22 protein-coding genes are annotated in these 23,927 nt (G+C 65.4%); 11 read left to right on the top strand and 11 right to left on the bottom strand.

Going from position 1 to position 23,927, the window contains the following annotated elements; genetic code table 11:
- Positions 1 to 89: 89 nt before the first annotated feature.
- The 4 genes from mdh to I6F09_RS34085 all read right to left on the bottom strand — a co-directional run bounded on the left by mdh (position 90) and on the right by I6F09_RS34085 (position 4,073).
- Positions 90 to 1,058, bottom strand: coding sequence for a malate dehydrogenase (gene mdh / locus I6F09_RS34100; RefSeq protein WP_025032846.1), 969 nt, complete (start codon positions 1,056 to 1,058; stop codon positions 90 to 92).
- A 240-nt stretch (positions 1,059 to 1,298) separates the two neighbouring features.
- Positions 1,299 to 2,486, bottom strand: a complete 1,188-nt coding sequence (zapE, locus tag I6F09_RS34095; protein WP_225189977.1) for a cell division protein ZapE — start codon at positions 2,484 to 2,486, stop codon at positions 1,299 to 1,301.
- Between the two features lie 239 nt (positions 2,487 to 2,725).
- The gene (thpR, locus tag I6F09_RS34090) at positions 2,726 to 3,262 is read right to left on the bottom strand and encodes an RNA 2',3'-cyclic phosphodiesterase (RefSeq protein ID WP_027572985.1); all 537 of its coding nucleotides are present in this window, start codon (positions 3,260 to 3,262) and stop codon (positions 2,726 to 2,728) included.
- A 175-nt stretch (positions 3,263 to 3,437) separates the two neighbouring features.
- The gene (locus tag I6F09_RS34085; protein ID WP_225189976.1) at positions 3,438 to 4,073 is read right to left on the bottom strand and encodes an arylesterase; all 636 of its coding nucleotides are present in this window, start codon (positions 4,071 to 4,073) and stop codon (positions 3,438 to 3,440) included.
- Positions 4,074 to 4,128: 55 nt separating this feature from the next.
- On the opposite strand from I6F09_RS34085, the gene I6F09_RS34080 reads away from it, so the two are divergent.
- From I6F09_RS34080 to I6F09_RS34065, 4 genes are all read left to right on the top strand, one after another.
- A complete protein-coding gene (locus tag I6F09_RS34080) occupies positions 4,129 to 4,848 on the top strand; it encodes an ABC transporter ATP-binding protein (protein ID WP_225189975.1) in 720 nt (239 codons plus the stop codon).
- A complete protein-coding gene (locus I6F09_RS34075) occupies positions 4,845 to 7,415 on the top strand; it encodes an FtsX-like permease family protein (protein WP_225189974.1) in 2,571 nt (856 codons plus the stop codon). The genes I6F09_RS34080 and I6F09_RS34075 overlap by 4 nt, the downstream gene beginning before the upstream one ends.
- A 281-nt stretch (positions 7,416 to 7,696) precedes the next feature.
- The gene (locus I6F09_RS34070) at positions 7,697 to 8,488 is read left to right on the top strand and encodes a Bax inhibitor-1/YccA family protein (protein ID WP_036008808.1); all 792 of its coding nucleotides are present in this window, start codon (positions 7,697 to 7,699) and stop codon (positions 8,486 to 8,488) included.
- A 250-nt stretch (positions 8,489 to 8,738) separates the two neighbouring features.
- Positions 8,739 to 9,269, top strand: coding sequence for a GNAT family N-acetyltransferase (locus I6F09_RS34065; protein ID WP_225189973.1), 531 nt, complete (start codon positions 8,739 to 8,741; stop codon positions 9,267 to 9,269).
- A 130-nt stretch (positions 9,270 to 9,399) separates the two neighbouring features.
- Here the strand turns inward: I6F09_RS34065 and I6F09_RS34060 are convergent, their stop codons facing one another.
- From I6F09_RS34060 to acnA, 3 genes are all read right to left on the bottom strand, one after another.
- Positions 9,400 to 9,771, bottom strand: a complete 372-nt coding sequence (locus tag I6F09_RS34060; RefSeq protein ID WP_225189972.1) for a DUF2794 domain-containing protein — start codon at positions 9,769 to 9,771, stop codon at positions 9,400 to 9,402.
- Between the two features lie 467 nt (positions 9,772 to 10,238).
- Complete coding sequence (locus tag I6F09_RS34055) at positions 10,239 to 11,015, bottom strand: DUF1223 domain-containing protein (RefSeq protein WP_225152569.1); 777 nt, start codon at positions 11,013 to 11,015, stop codon at positions 10,239 to 10,241.
- 231 nt (positions 11,016 to 11,246) lie between these two features.
- On the bottom strand, positions 11,247 to 13,967 hold the full coding sequence (gene acnA / locus I6F09_RS34050; protein WP_036040732.1) for an aconitate hydratase AcnA: 2,721 nt from the start codon (positions 13,965 to 13,967) through the stop codon (positions 11,247 to 11,249).
- Positions 13,968 to 14,208: 241 nt separating this feature from the next.
- Between acnA and ccmA the strand changes: the two genes are divergently transcribed.
- The 5 genes from ccmA (at position 14,209) to I6F09_RS34025 (ending at position 17,262) form a co-directional block, all read left to right on the top strand.
- A complete protein-coding gene (ccmA, locus tag I6F09_RS34045) occupies positions 14,209 to 14,811 on the top strand; it encodes a heme ABC exporter ATP-binding protein CcmA (RefSeq protein ID WP_225138545.1) in 603 nt (200 codons plus the stop codon).
- 127 nt (positions 14,812 to 14,938) lie between these two features.
- Positions 14,939 to 15,607, top strand: coding sequence for a heme exporter protein CcmB (ccmB, locus tag I6F09_RS34040; protein ID WP_225130742.1), 669 nt, complete (start codon positions 14,939 to 14,941; stop codon positions 15,605 to 15,607).
- Positions 15,608 to 15,698: 91 nt separating this feature from the next.
- Positions 15,699 to 16,490, top strand: a complete 792-nt coding sequence (locus I6F09_RS34035) for a heme ABC transporter permease (protein WP_225145381.1) — start codon at positions 15,699 to 15,701, stop codon at positions 16,488 to 16,490.
- Positions 16,487 to 16,672, top strand: a complete 186-nt coding sequence (gene ccmD / locus I6F09_RS34030) for a heme exporter protein CcmD (RefSeq protein ID WP_225145380.1) — start codon at positions 16,487 to 16,489, stop codon at positions 16,670 to 16,672. The genes I6F09_RS34035 and ccmD overlap by 4 nt, the downstream gene beginning before the upstream one ends.
- A complete protein-coding gene (locus I6F09_RS34025; protein ID WP_225132161.1) occupies positions 16,669 to 17,262 on the top strand; it encodes a DsbE family thiol:disulfide interchange protein in 594 nt (197 codons plus the stop codon). Before ccmD ends, I6F09_RS34025 begins: the two co-directional genes overlap by 4 nt.
- A gap of 165 nt (positions 17,263 to 17,427) precedes the next feature.
- Here I6F09_RS34025 and I6F09_RS34020 read toward each other — a convergent pair whose 3' ends face one another.
- Positions 17,428 to 18,030: a septation protein A gene (locus I6F09_RS34020; RefSeq protein WP_036008846.1), complete on the bottom strand. Its 603-nt coding sequence runs from the start codon at positions 18,028 to 18,030 to the stop codon at positions 17,428 to 17,430.
- Between the two features lie 122 nt (positions 18,031 to 18,152).
- Positions 18,153 to 19,097 (bottom strand): signal recognition particle-docking protein FtsY, encoded by a 945-nt coding sequence (gene ftsY, locus I6F09_RS34015; protein WP_036008849.1) that lies wholly within the window; start codon positions 19,095 to 19,097, stop codon positions 18,153 to 18,155.
- Between the two features lie 57 nt (positions 19,098 to 19,154).
- Here ftsY and I6F09_RS34010 point away from each other — a divergent pair, with 57 nt between their 5' ends.
- Positions 19,155 to 19,856 (top strand): RNA pseudouridine synthase, encoded by a 702-nt coding sequence (locus I6F09_RS34010; RefSeq protein ID WP_192893016.1) that lies wholly within the window; start codon positions 19,155 to 19,157, stop codon positions 19,854 to 19,856.
- 253 nt (positions 19,857 to 20,109) lie between these two features.
- Positions 20,110 to 21,219, top strand: coding sequence for a DUF2336 domain-containing protein (locus I6F09_RS34005; RefSeq protein ID WP_225189971.1), 1,110 nt, complete (start codon positions 20,110 to 20,112; stop codon positions 21,217 to 21,219).
- Between the two features lie 167 nt (positions 21,220 to 21,386).
- On the opposite strand, the gene mtaB is transcribed toward I6F09_RS34005, so the two are convergent.
- Together mtaB and dapF are read right to left on the bottom strand one after the other, a co-directional pair.
- Positions 21,387 to 22,640: a tRNA (N(6)-L-threonylcarbamoyladenosine(37)-C(2))-methylthiotransferase MtaB gene (gene mtaB / locus I6F09_RS34000; RefSeq protein WP_036008864.1), complete on the bottom strand. Its 1,254-nt coding sequence runs from the start codon at positions 22,638 to 22,640 to the stop codon at positions 21,387 to 21,389.
- Complete coding sequence (gene dapF, locus I6F09_RS33995) at positions 22,640 to 23,515, bottom strand: diaminopimelate epimerase (RefSeq protein WP_036024567.1); 876 nt, start codon at positions 23,513 to 23,515, stop codon at positions 22,640 to 22,642. Before dapF ends, mtaB begins: the two co-directional genes overlap by 1 nt.
- Positions 23,516 to 23,927: the final 412 nt, after the last annotated feature.

Here is a 23,927-nt window from a genome sequence, read left to right as displayed (position 1 = left end):
CGAGACCGGAACCCCACCCCGGTCAGCCGGGGTCCGGAAGTGAAACCGCCGAAGACCGGGTTTCGATCTTCGGCGGGTATTGCTTTGCCTTAGCGGCCGAGAAGATCGGGTGCGATCTTCTTGCAGGCATCGACCAAGCCCTGCACGGCACCGACCGACTTGTCAAACGCCTCGCGGTCCTTGCCGGCGAGTTCGATCTCGACCACGCGCTCGACGCCCTTGGCGCCGATCACGACGGGCACGCCGACATACATGTCCTTCACGCTGTACTCGCCGTTGAGATAGGCGGCGCAGGGCAGCACGCGCTTCTTGTCCTTCAGATAGCTCTCGGCCATCGCGATCGCGGAGGCGGCAGGGGCGTAGAAGGCCGAGCCGGTCTTGAGCAGGTTGACGATCTCGGCGCCGCCGTTGCGGGTGCGGTCGACGATCTCGTCGAGGCGCGCCTGTGAGGTCCAGCCCATCTTGACGAGGTCGGGCAGCGGGATGCCGGCGACGGTGGAGTACTTCACCAGCGGCACCATGGTGTCGCCGTGGCCGCCGAGCACGAAGGCGGTGACGTCCTCGACCGAGACGTTGAACTCGTCGGCGAGGAAGTAGCGGAAGCGGGCCGAATCCAGCACGCCGGCCATGCCGACGACCTTCTTGTGCGGTAGCCCCGAAGCCTTCTGCAGCGCCCAGACCATGGCATCGAGCGGGTTGGTGATGCAGATGACGAAGGCGTCGGGGGCGTACTTCTTGATGCCGGCGCCGACCTGCTCCATGACCTTGAGGTTGATGGAGAGGAGGTCGTCGCGGCTCATGCCGGGCTTGCGCGGCACGCCGGCGGTGACGATGCAGACCTTGGCGTTGTCGAGCGCCTCATAGGAGTTCGCGCCGGTGTAGTGGGCGTCGAAGCCGTCGACCGGCGAGGACTGCGCGATGTCGAGCGCCTTGCCCTGCGGCACGCCCTCGGCGATGTCGAACATCACGACGTCGCCCAGTTCTTTCAGGCCGATGAGGTGAGCCAGCGTTCCGCCGATCTGGCCGGAGCCAATCAAAGCAATCTTGTCGCGCGCCATGTGAACCTGTCCTTTAGACACGTAAGGAGGGGAAACTGAGACGGGTGGTTATCCCTTTCGTCTCCCCCGTTCAAGTCGCCCAATGCCCAATTGTCGGGCTTGCCGAGATAGCAGCCAGCATACCCCGGCCGTCATTCCGGGGCGCGCGAAGCGCGAGCCCGGAATCCATAACCACCATCCGGAGTATGGATTCCGGGCTCGTCGCTTTGCGACGCCCCGGAATGACGGCGGGGATAGGACTTAAGTCTCGACCAAGCCCTTGGTCGAGCCGCTGGCGGTGGAATCCTTGCGGCCGTGAGGCAGCGCCAGATAGGTTTCCGAGCTCATTTCGATCAGGCGCGAGGCGGTCCGGTTGAACTCCATGGCCTCGGTGCCATCGGTCGCGAGGTAGAGCGAGATCGGATTGGCGTCGGCCGAGGCCATCAGCTTCACGGCGTTGTCATAGAGCGTATCGATCAGGGTGATGAAGCGCTTGGCCGCGTTGCGCTGGGAGAGGTCCATCACTGGAATATGGTCGACCAGGAGGGTGTGATAGTCGTGCGCCAGCCTGAGGTAGTCGGATGCACCGAGCGGCTGCTCGCAGAGGTCGGCGAAGGAGAATCGCGCCACGCCATGGGCCGAGCACGGCACGTGCAGAATGCGGCCCTTGATCGAAATGTCACGCGAGCGGCATTTGGCGCCGCCCGTCATCCGCTTCCAGGCCCGATCGAGCGCGGCGTCCGCATCGCCATCGGCCGGTGTCAGCCACATCGGCACGCCCTGCAGCTTCTCCAGGCGGAAGTCGGTGCGCGCATCGAGCCGCGCGACGTCCATGTGGTCGGTGATCTGCTTGATGAAGGGCAGGAACAGCGAGCGGTTCAGGCCACCCTTGTAGAGATCGTCGGGCGCGACGTTGGAGGTCGCGACCACGACGGTGCCGAGCTCGAACAATTTGGCGAACAGGCGGCCCAGGATCATCGCGTCCGCGATGTCGGTGACGTGGAATTCGTCGAAGCAGAGCAGCCAGCTCTCCTCGAAGATCGCATTGGCCGTCAGAGCGATGACGTCGCTGTCGGCGATCTCGCCGCGCGCGATGCTCTGGCGATAATCGTAGATGCGCTCGTGCACGTCCGCCATGAACTCGTGGAAATGCGCGCGGCGCTTATGCTCGACCGATGAGTGCTGGAAGAACAGGTCCATCAGCATGGTCTTGCCGCGGCCGACCTCGCCGTGGATGTAAAGCCCGCGCGGCGCCTCGTCCTTGTCACCAGAGCTGAACAGGCGGCTGAGCAGGCCCTGCTTGCGGGTGGGCTTGTAGGTCGAAAGCCGCAGGTCCAGCGCCGCATAGGCCTCGGCGACCTCGGCCTGCGCGGGATCCGGCTCGATCGCGCCGGACGCGATCTCGGCCTGATAGGCCTCGCGGAATGAGGGATTTGGGGTGGAGAGCATGGCTCTTTACCGCCAGAGACGGACGGAAATTGCAAGCCGTGAAATGGGGTCAGAGGTATGCGCGTTTCTTCTCCCTCGCCCCGTTCTTACGGGGGCGCGACGAGCTTCGCTCGCGCTGGGAGGGTCGGGGTGAGGGGCTCTATCCGCGTATGAGATCCATCGAAAGACCTGTCCCCCTCACCCGGATCGCGAGAGCGATCCGACCTCTCCCCGCAAGCGGGGAGAGGTTAAGAAAGAAATTACTCACACAGCTCGTAGGCATCCTCGACCACATACGGGCCGCCGCCCGTCGATGCGCGCGAGGAGAACAGCACGAAGCGTTCGGCCATGAACGCCTTGCTCGGGAAATAGCCGCGCAGCGAGAGATAATCGGCGACGTCGCGGTCGGAGGCATCGTGCAGCCTCGCAAGCGTGACGTGCGGAATGAACTTGCGTCCCTCCGGGTCGAGGCCGATCCGCTGCATCATGCGCTCGAGCTCGGCCTGCAATTCCATCAGCGGCTTGCTCGGCGCAATCGTGGCGACCACCGCGCGGGGCTTGCGGCCGCCGAAGCTGGTGAGCCCCTGCACCTTCACCTCGAACGGCTTGCGGTCGACGCGAAACAGCATCGAAGCGATCTCGTTGGCGGAAGCCCCGTCAATGTCGCCGATGAAGCGCAGGGTGACGTGATAATTTTCGGGATCGATCCAGCGGGCGCCGGGGAGGCCACCTCTCAAGTTGGAAAGCGACTGGCCGATTTCGGCCGGAATTTCCAGACCCGTGAACAAACGCGGCATCGTTTCGCACTCCCGATGCTTGGGTACGGTGCTCGAACAGCGAGAACCATATCCAAATTAGAGCCGGCGACGAATCACCGGTACCCTGATTCCTATCGCAGTTGTGTGACTCTGCGAAGCACACCGCGCCTCACCCCGGTAAAACCCTGGGAATTAGGGTTAGCGCTGCCTGGTTTCAACGCCGTTGCTCAGCGATCGTGCCAATGAATGCCTCCACCATGGGCATGATCCTGCCGACGATGATGTCGACGCCTTCAGCGGTCGGATGAATGCCGTCGGCCTGGTTGAGCTTGGCCTCGGCCACGACGCCTTCGAGGAAGAACGGATAGAGCGGCACGTCGAATGTCTTCGCCAGATCCGGATAAATCGAATTGAAGCGCGCGGCGTATTCGGCGCCGTAATTCGGCGGCGCCAGCATGCCGCAGAGCATGACCGCAATCTTTCGCGCCTTGAGCCGCTGGACGATGTCGGTCAGCGCGGCGCGCGCCACGTCGGGATCGATGCCGCGCAGCGCGTCATTGGCGCCGAGCTCGACGATGACACCGTCAGTTCCATCGGGCACCGACCAGTCGAGCCGGTCGCGGCCACCCGAGGTGGTGTCGCCGGACACCCCGGCATTGGTCATGTCGACCTCTATGCCTTTGGCCCGCAAGGCTTTTTGAAGCTTTTGGGGGAACGCCTCCTGGGCCGGAAGGCCAAGGCCCGCGCTCAGGGAATCGCCGAGGACGACCAGCTTGACCGGTTTTGTCGCACCCGCCCAAGCGGGGTTCGCCATCGTCATGATGGCGAGCATCAACACGGCTATGTGCATGAACAATCCGTAACGCCTCTCGACCCCGCGTGCGGACTTGCCATATGACCGGACCATGGACACTCGCATCGACCCCTCTTCGCTCGCCGCTACCGCGGACACCATCGCCATCTCCAACGTCAACCTCTCATTGGGCGCGGGCGCGGCACGCGTTCACATCCTCAAGGATATCAGCCTGCGGGTCGGCCGGAGCGAGACGATCGGCCTGATCGGCCCGTCAGGCTCGGGCAAATCCACGCTGCTGATGGTGATGGCGGGGCTGGAACGTCCTGATAGCGGAGAGGTGGTGGTGAATGGCACGCCTTTCAATGCCCTCGACGAGGACGCGCTGGCGCGCTTCCGCGGCCGCCAGGTCGGCATCGTCTTCCAGTCCTTTCACCTGATCCCGACCATGACGGCGCTGGAGAACGTCGCGGTCCCGCTCGAGCTTGCCGGCAACCCCGATGCCGCCAAGCGCGCGGCAGAGGAGCTGCAATCGGTCGGGCTCGGTGACCGCCTGCATCATTATCCGACCCAGCTCTCCGGCGGCGAGCAGCAGCGCGTCGCGCTCGCCCGCGCGCTGGCGCCGGATCCCGCGATCCTGGTCGCTGACGAGCCGACCGGCAATCTCGACGAAGCAACCGGTAAGCAGATCGTCGATCTGCTGTTCAGCAAGCATGCCGAGCGCGGCATGACCTTGGTGCTGGTGACGCACGATTCCTCGCTCGCGCATCGCTGCGATCGCGTCATCCGCCTGCGTTCCGGGCGCATCGACACGCAGTCTGCGCCCGCATGAGCGCCGCGGCCGAATCGTTCCCGAAGCCCAACGCCGTCGCGCTGTCGCTGCGCTACGCCTTGCGTGAATTGCGCGGCGGCCTGCGCGGCTTCTACGTCTTCATCGCCTGCATCGCGCTCGGCGTGATGGCGATTGCCGGCGTCGGCTCGGTGTCCGCGAGCCTGAGCGACGGTCTCGCGCGCGAAGGCCGCACGCTGCTTGGCGGCGACGTCTCTTTCGTGCTGTTCCAGCGCGAGGCCAAGCCGGAAGAGGTCGCGTTCCTGCGTTCGCGCGGCACGCTGTCGGCGGCTGCGACCTTGCGCGGCATGGCGCGTTCGGCTGACGGCAAGCTGGCGCTGGTCGAGATGAAGGCGGTCGATAACACCTATCCGATGCTCGGCAAGTTGAAGCTTGCGCCGCAGCTGGAGATGTCCGATCTGCTCGCGGAACGCGACGGCGCGTTCGGCGCCGCCGCCGATCCGACGCTGCTGGCGCGGCTTTCGCTCAACACCGGCGACCGCGTCACGATCGGGTCCGCAACGTTCCAGATCCGCTCGACCGTCGAGGCCGAGCCGGACAAGCTCGCCGGCGGCATCGGCTTCGGGCCGCGCTTTTTGATCAGCGAGGCGGCCTTGCGCGCCACCGGCCTGATCCAGCCCGGCAGCCTGGTGCGCTGGGTCTACCGGGTCAAGCTGCCGGAGGCTGCTAACAATGAGCGCGCCACCGAAGCCTTCATCGCGGATGCGCGCAGCGCCGCGCCGCAGGCCGGCTGGGAGATCCGCAGCCGCTCCAACGCCTCGCCGCAGCTCGAGCGCAACATCAACCGCTTCACGCAGTTCCTGACGCTGGTCGGCCTTGCCGCGCTGCTGGTCGGCGGCGTCGGCGTCGCCAATGCCGTCAAGAGTCACATCGACCGCAAGCTCGAGGTGATCGCTGCCTTCAAGGCCGTCGGGGCCACCGGCCGGGACGTGTTCGGCATCTACCTGGCGCAAGTGGTCCTGCTGGCCGCGATCGGGTCCGTGATCGGCCTGGCGCTCGGCGCCGCGATGCCCTTTGCGATCGTTGGCCTGTTCGGCAAGCTGTTGCCGCTGCCGGTGGTGCCGGCCGTGCACACCGACGAGCTCGCGCTGTCCTTCCTCTACGGCCTCCTCACCGCGCTCGCCTTCGGCCTGTGGCCGCTCGCGCGCGTGCACGACGTGCCGGTGGCCGCGCTGTTCCGCGACACCATCAGCTCCGAATGGCACCGGCCACGCGCGAGCTATCTCGTGTTCATGGCCGTCGTGATCGCACTCCTCATCGCGGTCGTGATCGGCCTGTCGTTCGACAGGCGCATCGCCGCGGTGTTCGTGGCCTCCTCAGTGGTCGTGTTCGCCTTGCTGCGCGGCATCGCCTCCCTGCTGATGACGATCGCACGACGGCTGCCACGGACGCGGCTGCCGATGCTGCGGCTTGCGATCGCCAACATCCACCGGCCGGGCGCGCTGACGCCGTCCGTCGTGCTGTCGCTGGGACTCGGGCTCGCCGTGCTCGTCACCATCACCCAGATCGACGGCAATCTGCGCCGGCAGTTCCTGGCGGCGCTCCCCGACCAGGCGCCATCGTTCTTCTTCATCGACATTCCGAGCGCGCAGGCCGAGCAGTTCGATGGCTATCTGCGCCAGATCGCCCCCGGCGCCAGGATCGAGGACGTGCCGATGCTGCGCGGACGCATCGTCGCCGCGCGCGGGGTGCGCGCCGAGGAGCTCAAGCCGACCACGGATTCCGAATGGGTGCTGCAGAGCGATCGCGGCCTGACCTACACCGCCGAGCTGCCGAAGGGCTCCAAGTTGGTCGAGGGCGAATGGTGGCGCGCCGATTATTCCGGCCCGCCGCTGGTCTCGTTGGAGAAGAAGATTGCCGACGGGCTCGGCCTCAAGCTCGGCGACGAGGTCGTGGTCAACGTGCTCGGCCGCGACATTCCGGCCAAGATCAGCAATTTGCGCACGATCGACTGGCAGGGTCTCGGCATCAATTTCGTCCTGGTGTTCTCGCCCAACGCCTTCAAGGGCGCGCCGCACACCCATATCGCGACGCTGACAGAAGCGGGCGGAAAGGCGGCGGGCGACGGCAAGATCATCAAGGAGGTCGCCGACGCCTATCCGATGGTGACGAGCGTGCGCGTGCGCGAGGTGATGGAGACGGTCGGCTCTGTGGTGACCAATCTGGCCCTGGCGATCCGCGGCGCCAGCGCCGTGACGCTGATCTCGGCGATCCTGGTGCTGGGCGGGGCGCTCGCCGCCGGCCACCGCCACCGCGTCTATGATGCGGTAATCCTCAAGACCCTCGGCGCGACGCGGCTGCGGCTGCTCGGCGCCTATGCCCTCGAATACCTGCTGATCGGCCTTGCCACCGCGGTGTTCGGGGTGATCGCGGGCAGCATCGCGGCCTGGCTGATCGTGACGCGGCTGATGACGCTGAGCTTCGTCTGGCAGGCCGGCAGCGCCGCCGGCGTGGTCGCCGCCGCGCTGGTCGTGACCGTCGGGCTCGGGCTTGCCGGCACGCTGCTGGCATTGAACAAAAAGCCCGCGACGGTGTTGCGAAATTTGTGACAAAATGTAGCGGCGGATCGAGCTGCCCGGAATCGGCCCGGTTTCCGCGATTAACCACGCTACCCCGTCAGCTTCGCGTCAGGATTGACGCCGAGGGCGACATTCAGCCGCGCGTGGAAGGTTGCGGCGAATGTGTTAGTTTCCCACATATCGGATGGGTTCGGAGTCCCGATTGTGAGCCAAAATTAAATCGGCTGGCAGCGGTCTCCGAGATAGAATTTGACGAACCGGCGGCATGGCGACCCTCGTGCCGGACCGGACCAACCAACGGGAATTCGACCATGTCGGACCTAGACCGTAACTACGCTTCTCCTTTCGGCAGGGCCGCCGGGCGTGTTGACGCCGCGACGGTCGATGCCGGCCTGCGCGCCTATATGCTGCGCATCTACAACTACATGAGCATTGGCCTGGCCATCACCGGCCTTGCCGCGCTCGGCGTCTACATGGCCGCCGTGACCGACGTTCCGACGGCGGACGCCGTCCGCGTCGGCAAGGTGTTCCTGACACCGTTCGGCTACGCCATGTTCGTCAGCCCCCTGAAGTGGCTGTTCATCCTGGCGCCGCTCGCGATGGTGTTCGTGATCTCGGCGGGCATCAACCGTCTGGCACCCTCGACCGCCCAGATCCTGTTCTGGGTATTCGCGGCGCTGATGGGCATCTCGCTGTCGTCGATCTTCCTGGTGTTCACGCACACCTCGATCGTGCGGGTGTTCTTCATCACCGCGGCGACCTTCGGTGCGCTGAGCCTCTACGGCTACACCACCAAGCGTGACCTGACCGGCATGGGCTCGTTCCTGTTCATGGGCCTGATCGGCATCGTTCTCGCCAGCCTGGTGAACCTGTTCCTGGCCAGCTCGATGCTGCAGTTCATCGTGTCGGTGGTCGGCGTGCTGGTGTTCTCGGGCCTGACCGCCTGGGATACCCAGCGGCTGAAGAACGACTACATCTACGGCTATGCCTCGGCCGGCGGTGACGTCGCAGAGCGTTCGGCCATCACCGGCGCACTGTCGCTGTACCTGAACTTCATCAACCTGTTCACGCTGCTGCTGCAGCTCCTCGGCCAGCGCGAGTAAGCTCTGAGACGAGAGAACGGACACGAACCCCGGCCGAAAGGCCGGGGTTTTTGTTTTGAGGGTACGGCCTCTCCCCGTCATTGCGAGGAGCTCGCGACAAGATTGCGCAGCAATTTTGCGCCGATGCGACGACGCAATCCAGAGCCCCTCCGCAGATGCATTTCTGGATTGCTTCGCTGCGCTCGCAATGACGGGTGTGGAGGCAGCGCAGCCTCTTCCGGCCCCTCAGGGAACGCTCTATCCTCCCCCCATGTCCGCACCCGATATCAGGCCCACCACCGAGGCCGACCTCCCCGCCGTCACCGCCATCTACCAGCAGGCCGTCCGCGAGGGCACGGCGACGTTCGAGCTGGAGCCGCCCGACCTCTCGGAAATGACGCGCCGCTATCGCGCGCTGATCGACGGCGGCTATCCCTATTTGGTCGCCATGCTGGACGGCCGCGTGGCCGGCTATGCCTATGCCGGCGCCTACCGGCCGCGGCCCGCCTATCGCTTCACGGTGGAGAACTCGATCTATCTCGATCCGTCCTTCCACCGCCGCGGCGTCGGCTCAATGCTGCTGGAACGGCTGATCGTCGAATGCGAAGCGCGCGGCTTTCGCCAGATGATCGCTGTCATCGGCGATTCCGCCAATGCCGGGTCGATCGGCGTGCACACAAGGTGCGGCTTCAAGATGATCGGCACGCATCCCAGTGTCGGGCTGAAATTCGGCCGCTGGCTGGACACCGTGATGATGCAGCGCGACCTCGGCGAGGGCGCAAGCACGGTGCCGGGGAAGTAGTTCATCCGTCATTCCGGGGCGATGCACAGCATCGAACCCGGAATCCATTGAACGGCAGGGGCGGTGGAGGGAGGGATGGATTCCGGGCTAGCGACTTCGTCGCGCCCCGGAATGACGATCGATGGTTCGGCTAAACCACCGCCAGTTTGCGATCGATCACCAGCAGCACCCGCTCGAGCTCGTGGCCGCGACGCAGGATCAGGCCGGTCGCCGAGATCACGCTGTACATGCCCTGCTTGCGCGCCAGGCGCGGGTCCTTCTCGATGCGATAGATCGGCACTTCCGAGGCGCGGCGATAGACCGAGAACACGGCGCGGTCCTTCAGGAAGTCGATGGCATAGTCGCGCCATTCGCCGTCGGCGACCATGCGGCCGTAGAGATTGAGAATCCGGTGCAGCTCGAGCCGGTTGAACGTCACCCCGTTCGGCTGCGCATGCGCCGCGGCAGGACGCGCCGCCGCGCGCTGCTCGCTCGGATCGGCATCCTCCGACGTCAGACTCATGGGAAGCGCCTCCTCATCGCACGGCTACCCGCGTCCGCCAAGATCGTCCCGGAACCGCGTTCGTGACAATTGCATGATTGCGCCAACCGTTCCGCATCGCAAGGGGCTCGACCCATCGAATCGGCGTCGCATCAGGACACACGCAAGGGTGGAACTCCGTCGCGGCAAACCGTCACGGGATCGTTAGCAGGAATCATAGTATCGCCGCTTTTCCGCCAACCGCCTGCCGCCCTGCACTGCGAAAAGGGTGACGTGCGTTGACCCGGTCCTTTCGGTTCCGGATTCCTCAGCCCCCAGCCCCCCGGGGTCGAACAGGATCGGGTCTGTACGTACGACAAGGAGGGCCAACGCAAGTTGGTCCTTTTTTGTTTGTGCCGAGATGTTTGCGGTCTGCCGTCATTCCGGGTTCGCGCCAAGAGGCGCGCCCCGGAATGACGAGCATCAATTGCTGAGACGTTCTGCCTGCTTCAATGCAGCGACGTGTAGGCCGCACCCAGCATCGGGCCCGGCCTTTCGCGGCTGCCGTCCTGGACGTAGACCACCGCGCCGTCGACGCCGTCGCGCGTGAGGTTCTCGATCGGCACCGTCCAGCTCTCCGGACGGCCGGTCCAGTCGCCGACCTTGAGCAGGCTGCGCACCACGTTGTGATAGGTGACCTGCTGTCCCTTGTTCTCGCCGCGGGTGATCGCGATCGGCACCGACTTTGCGATCGAGCAGATCCAGACCTCGCCCTTAGAGACCGTGGGCTCCTTGCTTGCGGCGACCGACACGTTGATCTGCTTGCCCGAGAGCGACATCGTCACCGGCACGCTCATCACGCCAGTGCCCTTGTCGGTCTTGCCGATCGCGTTCTCGATGCCGGTGCGATCGCTGCCGATGACATGGGTGGAGCCGTTGACCACGACCTGCGGCGTGTAGACCTCGCGGTCGCCGCGCATGCGCGAATAGGCACGCTGCCGTGCAGAGAAGCGCGAATCCGCCAGTGTGTCCTTCCAGCCGAGATAGTCCCAATAATCGATCGGCATGCTCAGCGCGATGACGGAGGGGTCCTTGGAGAGATCGCCGATGATCTGGTCGGCGGGCGGGCAGGAGGAGCAGCCCTGCGAGGTGAACAATTCGACGACGGCGCGGGGTTCAGCCTCGGCAGGACGAATGACGGCGATGATCGCACATATGCCGAGAGCTCCCGACCAGAGGGCGCCGGACCAACGTGGAATCAGATGGGAAGCCGTCATTGTCGTCATGTCGAACGCCGCACACCGTTGCTCTCAGAGGGAAATCTTATCGCCGGATGGTCACCGTAGTCTTACGGGGCGCGGTACATTCATCCATCCGGGCCACCGTCCAAAGGGAGGTTTTCCGCCGGGCGGGCCCGTCTGAAGCGTACCGCAAACGCGCGAAGGCGGCCTTTGATAGGCCGCCTTCGTTAAGGCTTCTACTCACTTCGCAGTGAGCCATCATTCACAAATCCGCGTTTACGCCGCGAGCTTGCGCAGCACGTAGTGCAGGATGCCGCCGTTGCGGTAGTAGTCGAGCTCGTCCAGCGTATCGATGCGGCAGAGCAGCGAAACGCGCTGCAGCGAACCGTCGCCGGAGACGATCTCCGCGGTCAGCTTCTGGCGCGGCTTGAGGTCGCCGACGAGGCCGCGGATGGTCACCTTCTCGTCGCCCTTCAGCCCAAGCGACTGCCAGGAGGTGCCTTCCTCGAAGGTCAGCGGCAGCACGCCCATGCCGACCAGATTGGAGCGGTGGATGCGCTCGAAGCTCTGGCAGATCACGGCGCGCACGCCGAGCAGGCGCGTGCCCTTGGCGGCCCAGTCGCGCGAGGAGCCATTGCCGTACTCGGCACCCGCGAACACCACCAGCGGCACCTTCTCTTCCTGGTACTTCATCGCGGCGTCGTAGATCGACATCTGCTCGCCGTCGGGCCAGTGCTTGGTCAGGCCGCCCTCGGGGATGTTTCCGTCCGCGCCCTTCAGCATGAAGTTCTTGATGCGGATGTTGGCGAAGGTGCCGCGCATCATCACTTCATGGTTGCCGCGACGCGTGCCGTACTGGTTGAAGTCGGCCGGACGCACCTGGTGCTCGCTGAGATATTTGCCGGCGGGCGAGGTGAGCTTGATCGAGCCGGCCGGCGAGATGTGGTCGGTGGTGATCTTGTCGCCGAACATGGCGAGAATGCGCGCCTCGACGATGTCGGTGACCGGCTCCGGCTCCTTCTTCATGCCTTCGAAGTAGGGCGGGTTCTGCACATAGGTCGAAGACATGTTCCAGCGATAGGTCTCACTCTCGACCGTCTTGATCTTGCGCCAGTTGGTGTCGCCCTTGAACACGTCGGCATACTTCTTCTTGAAGATCGACGCGGTCACGAACTTCTTCATGAAGGCGTTGATCTCCTTGGTCGTCGGCCAGATGTCCTTCAGGTACACCGGCTTGCCGTCCTTGCCCTCGCCGAGCGGCTCGGTGGCGAGGTTCTTGGTGACGCTGCCCGCGAGCGCGTAGGCGACCACCAGCGGCGGCGAGGCCAGGTAGTTCGCCTGCACATCCGGCGAAACGCGGCCTTCGAAGTTGCGGTTGCCGGAGAGCACGGCGGCCGCGACGACGCCGTTGTCGTTGATCGACTTCGAGATCTCCTCGGGCAGCGGACCGGAATTGCCGATGCAGGTGGTGCAGCCGAAGCCGACCAGGTTGAATCCGACCTTGTCGAGATCGGGCTGCAGACCGGAATTGGCGAGATATTCCGCGACCACCTGGCTGCCCGGGGCGAGCGAGGTCTTCACCCACGGCTTGGCCTTGAGGCCCTTCGCAGCCGCATTGCGCGCGAGCAAGCCGGCGCCGATGAGGACGCTCGGGTTCGAGGTGTTGGTGCAGGAGGTGATCGCAGCGATCACGACGTCGCCATGGCCGATGTCGAAGTTCTTGCCGTCGACGGGGAAACGCTTGGCCGGCTCCTCGGCCTTCTTGTACTCGCTGGCAAGCGCGAGCGAGAAGCCGTCCGCCACGGTCGGCAGCGCGATGCGGCCTTCGGGACGCTTCGGGCCGGCCATCGACGGCACGACGTCGCCGAGGTCGAGGGTCAGCGTTTCCGTGAACACGGGGTCGGGCGACTTGGCCGTGCGGAACAGGCCCTGCGCCTTGGCATAGGCCTGCACCAGCGCGACGCGGGCCGAGGCACGGCCGGAGGTCTTGAGATAATCGAGCGCGGCGGCATCGACCGGGAAGAAGCCGCAGGTCGCGCCGTATTCGGGCGCCATGTTGGCGATCGTCGCCTTGTCGGCGACCGAGAGGTGGTCGAGGCCGGGGCCGAAGAACTCGACGAACTTGCCGACCACGCCGAGCTTGCGCAGCATCTGCGTCACGGTGAGCACGAGGTCGGTCGCGGTGACGCCTTCCTTCAGCGCGCCCTTCAGCTTGAAGCCAACGACGTTGGGCAGCAGCATCGACAGCGGCTGGCCGAGCATGCAGGCTTCCGCCTCGATGCCGCCGACGCCCCAGCCGAGCACGGCAAGGCCGTTGACCATGGTGGTGTGCGAATCGGTGCCGACCAGCGAATCGGGATAGGCCACCTCGAAGGTGCCGGTCTTCTTGCCGACGGTCATCTTCTCCTTCTTGGTCCAGACCGTCTGGGCCAGATATTCGAGATTGACCTGGTGGCAGATGCCGGTGCCGGGCGGCACGACGGAGAAGTTCGAGAAGGCCTTCTGGCCCCACTTCAGGAACTCGTAGCGCTCCTGGTTCTGCTTGTATTCCTCGGTGACGTTCTTGCCGAAAGCCTTGTTGTCGCCGAAGAAGTTGACGATCACGGAGTGGTCGATGACGAGGTCGACGGGCACCAAGGGGTTGATCTTCTCAGGCTCGCCGCCGAGCTTCTGCATCGCATTACGCATCGCGGCGAGGTCGACCACCGCGGGCACGCCGGTGAAGTCCTGCATCAGCACCCGCGCCGGGCGGAAGGCGATCTCATGCTCCAGCGACTTCTTGCGCAGCCATTTCGACACCGCGACGATGTCTTCCTTCTTGACCGAGCGGCCGTCCTCGTTGCGCAGCAAATTCTCGAGCAAAACCTTCATCGAGTAGGGAAGTTTCGAAATTCCCTTCAGACCATTCTTCTCGGCGGTGGGCAGGCTGTAATAGACATAGGTCTTAGCGCCGACCTTGAGAGTCTTTTTGCATTTGAAGCTGTCGAGCGAGGTCATGTAGGAGATCCCAATTGCTAGTTATACCCGGCAGGGTATTTTAACACCGTCAGCGTATCAGGCTGGGCCGCTTGCAGGGGCAGGTTGAGTTGCTGCATCAAGTAGTTCCGGGCTTATAGAAGCTTTCTAACCGCGCCGCCACAGCCACTATCGTGCCGCAGCAATTCGCGAGCCAAAAATTCCCATGCGCTACCCCAAGATTTCCTGAGGCCCGGCTGTGAGCGGACTGAACCAAGGCGACATGCGGCTGTCAGGTCACGGGCTGAGATGCGTGCGGGGCGGGCGCGAGGTGTTCGCCGGGCTCGATTTCGCGGCCGGGTCGGGCGAGGCCGTGGCGGTGATGGGGCGCAATGGATCGGGCAAGACCTCGCTGCTGCGGCTGATCGCAGGCCTGCTCGTTCCGGCCGGCGGGACGATTGCGCTGGAGGGAGGCCATAGTGAGCTGACCCTGGCGGAGCAGTGCCACTATCTCGGCCATCGCGATGCCCTGAAGCCGGCGCTGAGCGTGGCCGAAAACCTGACGTTTTGGGCTGATTTTCTCGGCGGCGAGCTTTTCGATGCCGTCGAGAGCCTTGCCAAGGTGGGGCTCGACCACGCCATCCATCTGCCCGCCGGATTCCTGTCCGCGGGACAGCGCCGCCGGCTCTCGCTGGCGCGGCTGCTGACGGTCCGCCGCCCGGTCTGGCTCCTGGACGAGCCGACCAATGCGCTTGATGTCGCCGGTCAGGACATGTTCGCCGGCCTGATGCGCGAGCATCTGGCCGGCGGCGGCATGATCGTCGCGGCGACGCATGCCCCGCTCGGGATCGAATCGCGGGAGCTGCGGATCGGGGGTGGGGCGTGAAGTTCAGGCACCCTCAGTTTTCCAAGCGGCCGGGCTCGGCTCTCTCCATTCCCTCCCCCCACAAGGGGGAAGGGAGCGCAGTGTGCCTGTGGCTGTCGGATGCGTTCCCAGAAGCTGGAAGCCTCTCATGACCGCCCTCACCGCCCTCATCCGCCGGGACATCAGGATTGCGCTTCGCGTCGGCGGCGGAGCGCTGATCGGGGTCTTGTTCTTCCTGACCGTGGTGGTGCTGATGCCGTTCGCGGTCGGGCCGGATCTGGCGCTGCTGTCGCGGCTGGGACCTGCGATCCTCTGGCTCGGCGCCCTCCTAGCCAGCCTGCTGACCCTCGACCGGCTGTTCATGGCCGACCATGAGGACGGCTCGCTCGACCTGATCACGATGAGCCGGACGCCGCTGGAACTCGCCTGCGCCGCCAAGGCGCTGGCGCATTGGCTCGCCGCCGGCCTGCCGCTGATTGTCGCAACCCCCGTGCTCGGCCTGTTGCTCAACCTCGACATGATCGCCACGGCCGCGGTGGCGCTGACGCTGCTGGCGGGCACCCCGGCCCTGACCTTCACCGGCATGATCGGCGCGGCGCTGGCGGTGACGCTGCATCGCGGCGGGCTGTTGATGGCGGTGCTGGTGCTGCCGCTGTCGATTCCCGTGCTGATTTTCGGCGTTGCGGCCTCGCAGGCGGTGATCGTCGGTCCCATGACCTTCGGCGCGCCGTTTTCGATCCTGTGCGCGCTGTCGCTGGTCAGCCTCGTGATCGGCCCGTTCGCGGCCGCAGCAAGCCTGCGGCATGGCCTCGACTGAGATGGGCTCGACGAACCTTGACCCGGATCAACTTTCGCGACGGGCTTTCGTGCTGATTGCCTGAGCGGCCCCCGGTGATTATCAGGATACCATGACGCTGATCGACCTCGCCAACCCCACGCGGTTCCTCGCGCTGACAGCGCGGGTGTTGCCGTGGCTGGCGGCCGCGACAATCATCCTGCTCACGATCGGTCTCTATCAAGCTGCGCTCGCGCCCGATGACTATCAGCAGGGCGCGACCGTCAAGATCATGTTCATCCACGTGCCCAATGCCTGGCTGTCGATGTTCGTGTGGGGCGTGATGAGCATCGCATCGTTGGGCACGCTGGTGTGGCGGCATCCGCTCGCCGACGTCGCCGCCAAGGCCGCAGCTCCGATCGGCGCCGCCTTCACCTTCCTCGCGCTGCTCACGGGCTCGCTCTGGGGCCGGCCGATGTGGGGCACCTATTGGGAGTGGGACGCGCGGCTGACCTCGGTGCTGATCCTGTTCCTGATGTATCTCGGCCTGATGGCGCTGTGGCGTGCCGTCGACGATCCCTCGCGTGCGGCGCGCGCTGCCGCGGTGCTGACCCTGGTCGGCGCGATCAACCTGCCGATCATCAAGTTCTCGGTCGATTGGTGGAACACGCTGCACCAGCCCGCCTCGGTGATACGCATGGGCGGCTCGGCGCTTGACAAGTCGTTCCTGATTCCGCTGCTGGTGATGGCGGTCGCCTTCACGCTGCTGTTCGTCACGCTGCACCTGGCCGCGATGCGCAACGAGATTTTGCGCCGCCGTGTCCGCTCGCTGCAGATGATGCAGGCCAGCCGGATCGCGTTTTCGAGCGACATGGCCGCCGGTTCGCGTGAAGACAACGCGTCCAAAGAAGCTGGGGCTGCATGACGATGTCGCTCGGTCCTTATGCCTCTTTCATCGTGGCGTCTTACGCAGCTGTCGCCCTCGTGATCGCGATCCTGATCGGCTGGGTCATGCTCGATTATCGCAGCCAGACGCAGCGCCTGCGCGAGCTGGAGCAGCGCGGCATCACCCGCCGGTCGGGCCGCAGCGCGACGGAGCCGCGATGAGCGATCAACCTGCCTCCGCTCCGCCACAGCGCCGCGCCTTCCTGGTGATGCTGCCGCTGATCGTCTTCATCGGCCTCGCGCTTTTGTTCTGGTTCCGGCTCGGCAGTGGCGATCCCTCGCGGATTCCATCCGCGCTGATCGGCCGGCCGGCACCGCAAACCGTGCTGCCGCCGCTCCAGGGATTGCAAGAGAATGGCGCGCAGGTCCCGGGACTCGATCCCGCCGCCTTCAAGGGCAAGGTCAGCCTCGTCAACGTCTGGGCGTCCTGGTGCGTGCCCTGCCATGACGAAGCGCCGCTTTTGACCGAAATGGCAAAAGACAAGCGCTTCCAGCTGGTCGGCATCAACTACAAGGACGCCGCCGACAATGCGCGCCGCTTCCTCGGCCGCTACGGCAACCCGTTCGGCCATGTCGGCGTGGACGCCAACGGCCGCGCCTCGATCGAATGGGGCGTTTACGGCGTGCCGGAGACCTTCGTCGTCGGGCGCGAGGGCACCATCGTCTACAAGCTGGTCGGGCCGATCACGCCGCAAAATCTCAAGGCCGTGCTGATGCCGGAGCTGGAGAAGGCGCTGAAGGCAGGAAGCTGATGCCGCGCTCGTACCACACGCTCAACTGTCATCGCCCGACTTGATCGGGCGATCCAGTATTCCAGAGACGCCAGTCGTATACGGAGAAGCTGCGGCGTACTGGATGCCCCGGTCAAGCCGGGGCATGACAGCGGTATGTGGAGCGACGCTTCGCCTGTCCTTCGCCTAACCCTTGCTCACATCCCCCGCCTCGGCCTCGCTTCTCTCCAGCGAGACCGGCGCGAGATGATAGCGCTTGGTCAGCGGCATCTGGGCGATGGCGAAGATCATCGTGATCGGAGTGACGCCGAACACCTTGAAGTTCACCCAGAAATCCGTGCTCTGGGTGCGCCAGACGATCTCGTTCAGCACCGCCATTCCGGCGAAGAACAGCGCCCAGCGCAAGGTGAGGATGCGCCAGCCCTGCGGCGTCAGGTTGAACACCTGGTCGAACATCACGGCGATGAAGGAACGGCCGAACAACAGGCCGCCGCCGAGGATCGCGGCGAACAGGCCGTAGATGATGGTCGGCTTGACCTTGATGAAGGTCTCGTCGTGCAGCACCAGGGTCAGCGTGCCGAACACCAGCACGATCACCCCCGTGACGATCGCCATGATCGGGATGTGACGCGTCACGATGTAAGAGGCGGCCATCGCGACCGCGATGGCCACCATGAAGGCGCCGGTCGCCGCGAACAGATTGAACTTCGCATTGACGAAGAAGAACACGAGCAGCGGACCGAGCTCGGTCGCGAGCTTGAACAGCGGATGCGGCTGGGTCTTGTCCATTCTCTCTTCCGTATCTCCCATCCTTCGAGACGACCGCTTCGCGGTCTCCTCAGGATGAGGACCTCATGTGTGGCACGACCTCATCCTGAGGAGCCGCGCAAGCGGCGTCCCGAAGGATGACGCTATTCGATTCCGGCGATGGCGCGGGCGAAGTCGCGCGCGGTGAAGGGCGCGAGATCGTCGACGCCTTCGCCGACGCCGATGAAGTGCACCGGCAGCTTGAACTTCTCCGCGAGCGCCACCAGGATGCCGCCGCGCGCGGTGCCGTCGAGCTTGGTCATGACGAGGCCGGTGACCCCGGCGGTGCGATGGAAGGCCTCGACCTGCGACAGCGCATTCTGGCCGACGGTCGCATCCAGCACCAGCAGCACGGCATGCGGCGCAGTGTCATCCACCTTGCGGATCACGCGCACGACCTTCTCGAGCTCGTTCATCAGCTCGGCCTTGTTCTGCAAGCGGCCCGCGGTGTCGATCAGCAGCACGTCGACATTCTGCTCCTTCGCCGCGGTGAGCGCGTTGAAGGCGAGGCTTGCGGAATCCGAGCCCTGCGCGCCCGCGATGACGGGCGTCTTCGTCCGCTCGCCCCAGACCTTGAGCTGCTCGATGGCGGCGGCGCGAAACGTGTCGCCGGCGGCCAGCATCACCTTGCGGCCTTCGGAGGCGAATTTCTGCGACAGCTTGCCGATCGTGGTGGTCTTGCCGGAACCGTTGACGCCGACCACGAGAATGACGAACGGCTTTTTTGCCGCATCGATCACGAGCGGCTTTGCCACCGGCGACAGCACCTTCTCGACCTCGGTGGCGACGACGTCCTTGACCTCGTCCGCCGAGATCGCCTTGTCGTAGCGGCCGGTGCCGACGGCATCGGCAATGCGCACCGCGACTGACGTGCCGAGGTCGGCGCGCAGCAGCACGTCCTCGATGTCGTCGAGCATGGCGCGGTCGAGCTTGCGCTTAGTGACGAGGTCGGCGACCGCGGTCCCGAGCGAGGACGAGGTGCGCTTCAGCCCGTTGGACAGGCGGCGCCACCAGCTCAGCTTGGGGGTCTCGGAGGTGGTATCGTTCATGGTGGCGTGTTAGCCGTTCCGGCCCGTAAACGAAAGCCTTGACCGAAAGTCCTGCGATTGCTCGATGTTCCCCAATTGACCGCCGATGAGATCTTAGGCCGCGTGCTCCATCGCGACGGCCTGATGCTGGTCATCGACAAGCCGGCCGGCCTGCCGGTGCATCGCGGCCCCAAGGGTGGCCCCAATCTGGAGGATTCCTTCGACGCGCTGCGTTTCGGCCTGCCGCGACCGCCGGTGCTGGCCCACCGGCTGGACAAGGACACCTCGGGCTGCCTCGTGCTCGGCCGCCACCGCAAGGCGACGGCATCGCTGGGCCTTTTGTTCAAGCACGGCAAGATCGGCAAAACCTACTGGACCGTGGTCGAAGGCGGCCCTGCCGAGGACGAAGGCACCATCGACATGCCGCTCGGCCGGCTCAATGCCGAACGCGGCTGGTGGCAGAAGCCGGATCCGGAAGGGCAGAAGGCGATCACGAACTGGAAGGTGATGGGCCGGGGCGACGGTTTCACCTGGCTTGCCATGGAACCGGTGACCGGCCGGACCCATCAATTGCGGGTGCATGCGGCCGCGAGCGGCTGGCCGATCTTCGGCGATAACATCTACGGCAACGGTCCGCGCTTCGGCGAGCCGCGCCTGCACCTGCATTCGCGCGAGATCGTGGTGCCGATCTCCCGGAACAAGGAGCCGGTCCGCGTGGTGGCGCCGGCCCCGCCGCATATGCACGAGAAGCTCCGGGCCTGCGGGTGGAAGGGGGAGTAGCCTCTTAGACCCTCATGGTGAGGAGGCGCGTCAGCGCCGTCTCGAACCATAGAGGCCCGCAGGCGCATCGCGGTCGTATCCATCCTTCGAGACGCCCGCTTCGCGGGCTCCTCGGGATGAGGAGCGGTGGTCGGTCGAGAAGCGGCTGTGCTCGGCTACCGTGCCATGGTTTACGAAACCTTCAGCGCTCGCCTCTAATGATAACGGTTGCTTAGAAAAAGCTTCCGTAACCGCTCAGGACGAGCCGCGCGCGATGACCAATTCCGGGCTATCGATCATCGACGAGGTCGAATCCGCACTGCGGATCGGCTCGCCGGAAAAGGGCCTGGCGACGGCCCGGCGCGTCACCGAGCTGTTCCTCTCCTCCGCCGGCAATTTCGACGACGAGCAGATCGCGCTGTTCGACGACGTGCTCGAGCGCCTGATCGGCACCATCGAGCTGCGCGCCATCGCCGATGTGGCAGCACGCATCGCGCTGGTCGAGATCAGCGCGCAGCTTGCGCCGATCGCGCAGGCGCCGCCGGCGGTGATCCGCCGTCTCGCCAACAATGACGAGATCCACATCGCCGGCCCCGTGCTGCAGGAATCCGCCCGCCTCGACGACGGCGAGCTGGTGAAGATCGCATCAGCTAAGGGCGAGCCGCATCTGCTCGCGGTCGCCGGCCGCTGGTGGCTGAAGGAGATCGTCACCGACGCGCTGCTGGCGCGCCGCTACCCCAGCGTCAGCCGGCGGCTTGCGGCCAATCCCGGCGCGCGCGTCTCCGGAAAAGGGTTCGCCATCATCGTCGGCCAGGCCGAAAGCGACCCGGAGCTCGCAGTCAGTGTCGGCGTCCGCGTCGACTTGCCCTCGGAGCTGCGCCGCCAATTGCTGCGCTCGGCGACGGACGCGGTGCGCACCCGCCTGCTGTCGCGCGCCCCGCCGCATCTGTTCGAGGAGATCCAGAGCGCGATCGCCGCCGTCGCCATCGGCGCCGAGCGCGAAATGTCGGCGGTGCGCGATTTCGAAGGTGCCAAGCGTGCCATTGCGGGCCTGAAGGCTACAGGCCAGCTCGACGAGGCGACGTTGCTCGGCTTCGCCAGACAGCGGCGCTATGAGGAGACGGTGGCGGCGCTGGCGGCGTTGTCGGGATCGACGGTCGAGGTGATCCGACCGCTGATGCAGAGTCTCCGCGAGGACGGCCTGCTGGTGCCGTGCAAGGCCGCACAGCTCAGCTGGGAGACCACCATGGCCGTGCTCGAATGCCGTTTCGCGACAGGCGCGATGACGCCCGCGGACATCGCGAGGACACAGGGGCATTTTGCGAGAATGACGGCGGAGAACGCCAAGCGCACGCTGCGATTCTGGCAGGTCAGGGCGTCGTAGTTTTCCCTCTCCCCTTGCGGGAGAGGGTGGCTCGCCGCGAGAGCGGCGAGACGGGTGAGGGGTCTCTCTCCGCGCATGACCTCTCAATGCGATTGCGCGGATACAACCCCTCATCCGGCGCTTCGCGCCACCTTCTCCCACAAGGGGAGAAGGAAGAGAGCAGCTGCTTACGTCGTGAGCCGCTCGCCATCAATGCCAGCAATCTTCAGCCGCACGATGCTTCCCACCCGCTCGCCCGCAATCGCCACCGGCAGATAATGCTCCGTGCGGCCCTGCCCCTCGCTCTCGATCAGCACATCGCGCCTTGCGCCGATCTCGGCTTGCAGCCGTTGCTGCAGCGCCGCCTCTCCTACCGCGCGCAGCCGCTTCGCACGCTCTTTAATGACCGGCCCCGCCACCTGCGGCATCCGCGCGGCGGGCGTGCCGGGCCGCGGCGAATAAGGGAAGACGTGCAGGAAGGTCAGGCCGCATTGGTCCACGAGACCCAGCGAGCGCGAGAACATGTCCTCGGTCTCGGTCGGGAAGCCCGCGATGATGTCGGCGCCGAAGACGACATCGGGGCGCAGGCGGCGCACCTGCTCGCAGAAGCCAATCGCATCCTGCCGCGAATGCCGCCGCTTCATGCGCTTCAGGATCATGTCGTCGCCCGACTGCAGCGACAGGTGCAGGTGCGGCATCAGGCGCGCATCCTCCGCGATGGCATCGAGCAGGTCGTCATCCGCCTCGATCGAATCGATCGAGGAGATACGCAGGCGCTTGAGCTCGGGCACATGGCGCAGGATCTGCTTGGTCAGCAGGCCGAGCTTGGGCGCGCCGGGCAGGTCTGCGCCGTAGCTCGTGAGATCGACGCCGGTCAGCACGATCTCGGCATGGCCGCGCTCGACCAGGGTGCGCACCTGATCGACCACCGCGCCCATCGGCACCGAGCGCGAATTGCCGCGGCCGAACGGGATGATGCAGAAGGTGCAGCGATGATCGCAGCCGTTCTGCACCTGCACGAAGACGCGCGGCAGGCCGCTCGCATAGCCATCGACGAGGTGCGGCGCCATCTCCTTCACCGCCATGATGTCGCTGACGGCGATCTTCTCGCTGGCGCCAAGATCGAAAGCGTGGCGCGTCTCCCGCCACGCTTCGCCGCGCATCTTGTCGTCATTGCCGACGACGCGATCGACCTCGGCCATGCCCGCAAACATCGCAGCCTGCGTCTGCGCCGCGCAGCCGGTGACGACGATGCGCGCCTCGGGGCGCTCGCGCTTCAACTTGCGGATCGACTGGCGCGCCTGCGCCACCGCCTCGTTGGTGACGGCGCAGCTGTTGATGACGATGGTGTCGGAAAGCCCTGCGACTTCCGCCTTGCTGCGGATCACCTCGGCCTCGAAGGCGTTGAGGCGGCAGCCGAAGGTGACGATGTCGACGGCCATCAGGCGACCGGCGCGAACAGCGCCGGATCGAAGCTGCCCTCATATTCGAAGGTCGCGGTGCCCGTCATCAGCACGTGGTCGTCGCGCTCGCGCCATTCGATGCCGAGCTTGCCGCCGGGCAATGTGATCTCGACCTTGCGCTCGGCGCGCTTCAGCCGCGCGGCGGCGACCGCCGTGGCGCAGGCCGCCGACCCGCACGCCTTGGTCAGGCCGGCACCGCGCTCCCAGGTGCGGATCGTGATGTGCTCGCGATCGACGATATGGGCCAGCGTGATGTTGGCGCGCTCGGGAAAGATCGGATGGTTTTCCAAGAGCGGACCGAAGCGGCCGAGATCGTAGGCGTTGACGTCGTCGACCCAGAACACCGCGTGCGGATTGCCCATGCTCACCACTGAGGGCGAATGCAGAATGGGATTGTCGATCGGCCCGATCTGCAATTCGATGTAGCGGGTGTCGCGAAACTCTTCCGCCAGCGGAATGTCCTGCCAGCCGAATTTCGGCGCGCCCATATCCACTGTGTAGAGGTCGGGCGCCGGACCCTGCCAGGCATTGAGCAGGCCGGCGGCCGTCTCGAAGGTCGCACTGGTCTGCCCGGTCTTCTCGAAGATGCGGCGCACGACGCAGCGCATGCCGTTGCCGCAGGCACCGGCCTCCGAGCCGTCATTGTTGTAGATGCTGATGAAGGCCTCGGTGCCGTCGAGCCGCGGCCTCTGCAGCACCATGAGCTGGTCGTAAGCCACGCCGCCGTTCGCGGACGCGACGGCGCGGGCATCGTCCGGCGTGACCTTGGCCGCCGAATCGCGCAAGTCGACAACGACGATCTCGTTGCCGATGCCGTTCATCTTGGCAAATGCGTGGTTGGCCAGCGCGCTCATGAAAATTCCCGAATTTCGCCTGCCTTATATGGCGATCCTCGGCCGCTTGGCCAGTGATTTGCCACCCGGGTCGGGACATCGGGCAAGTTGCCTGCCATGACGCATCTGTCATGGGACGAATTCGGCGCTCGCGTGTTAGAACGGCGCGGTTCGCGCGAACCGGGACGCGCGGACGGGTTAAGGCCTTGGTGGGTAAGGCCTTGATGAATTGAGGCCCCGACGAAGCGGGCCTCGGGGAGAATAAAATGAACACTTTTCGTCGCCTCGCTTTGGCCGCGCTGATCCCGGCTGCGGCCTTGTCGCATGGGCTGTCAGGCGCTCTGGCGCAGACCGCGAGCCCGGCGCCGGCCGCATCGGCAAGTCCCTCGCCGGCCCCGACGGCTTCGCCCGCCCCGGCTGCAAGTGCCTCGCC

The organism is Bradyrhizobium sp. IC3195 (genome assembly GCF_020193585.1).
Taxonomy (GTDB): Bacteria; Pseudomonadota; Alphaproteobacteria; order Rhizobiales; family Xanthobacteraceae; genus Bradyrhizobium; species Bradyrhizobium yuanmingense.
The sequence above is the reverse complement of the archived record's forward strand: the minus strand, read 5'-3'. Positions and strand labels throughout refer to the sequence as shown.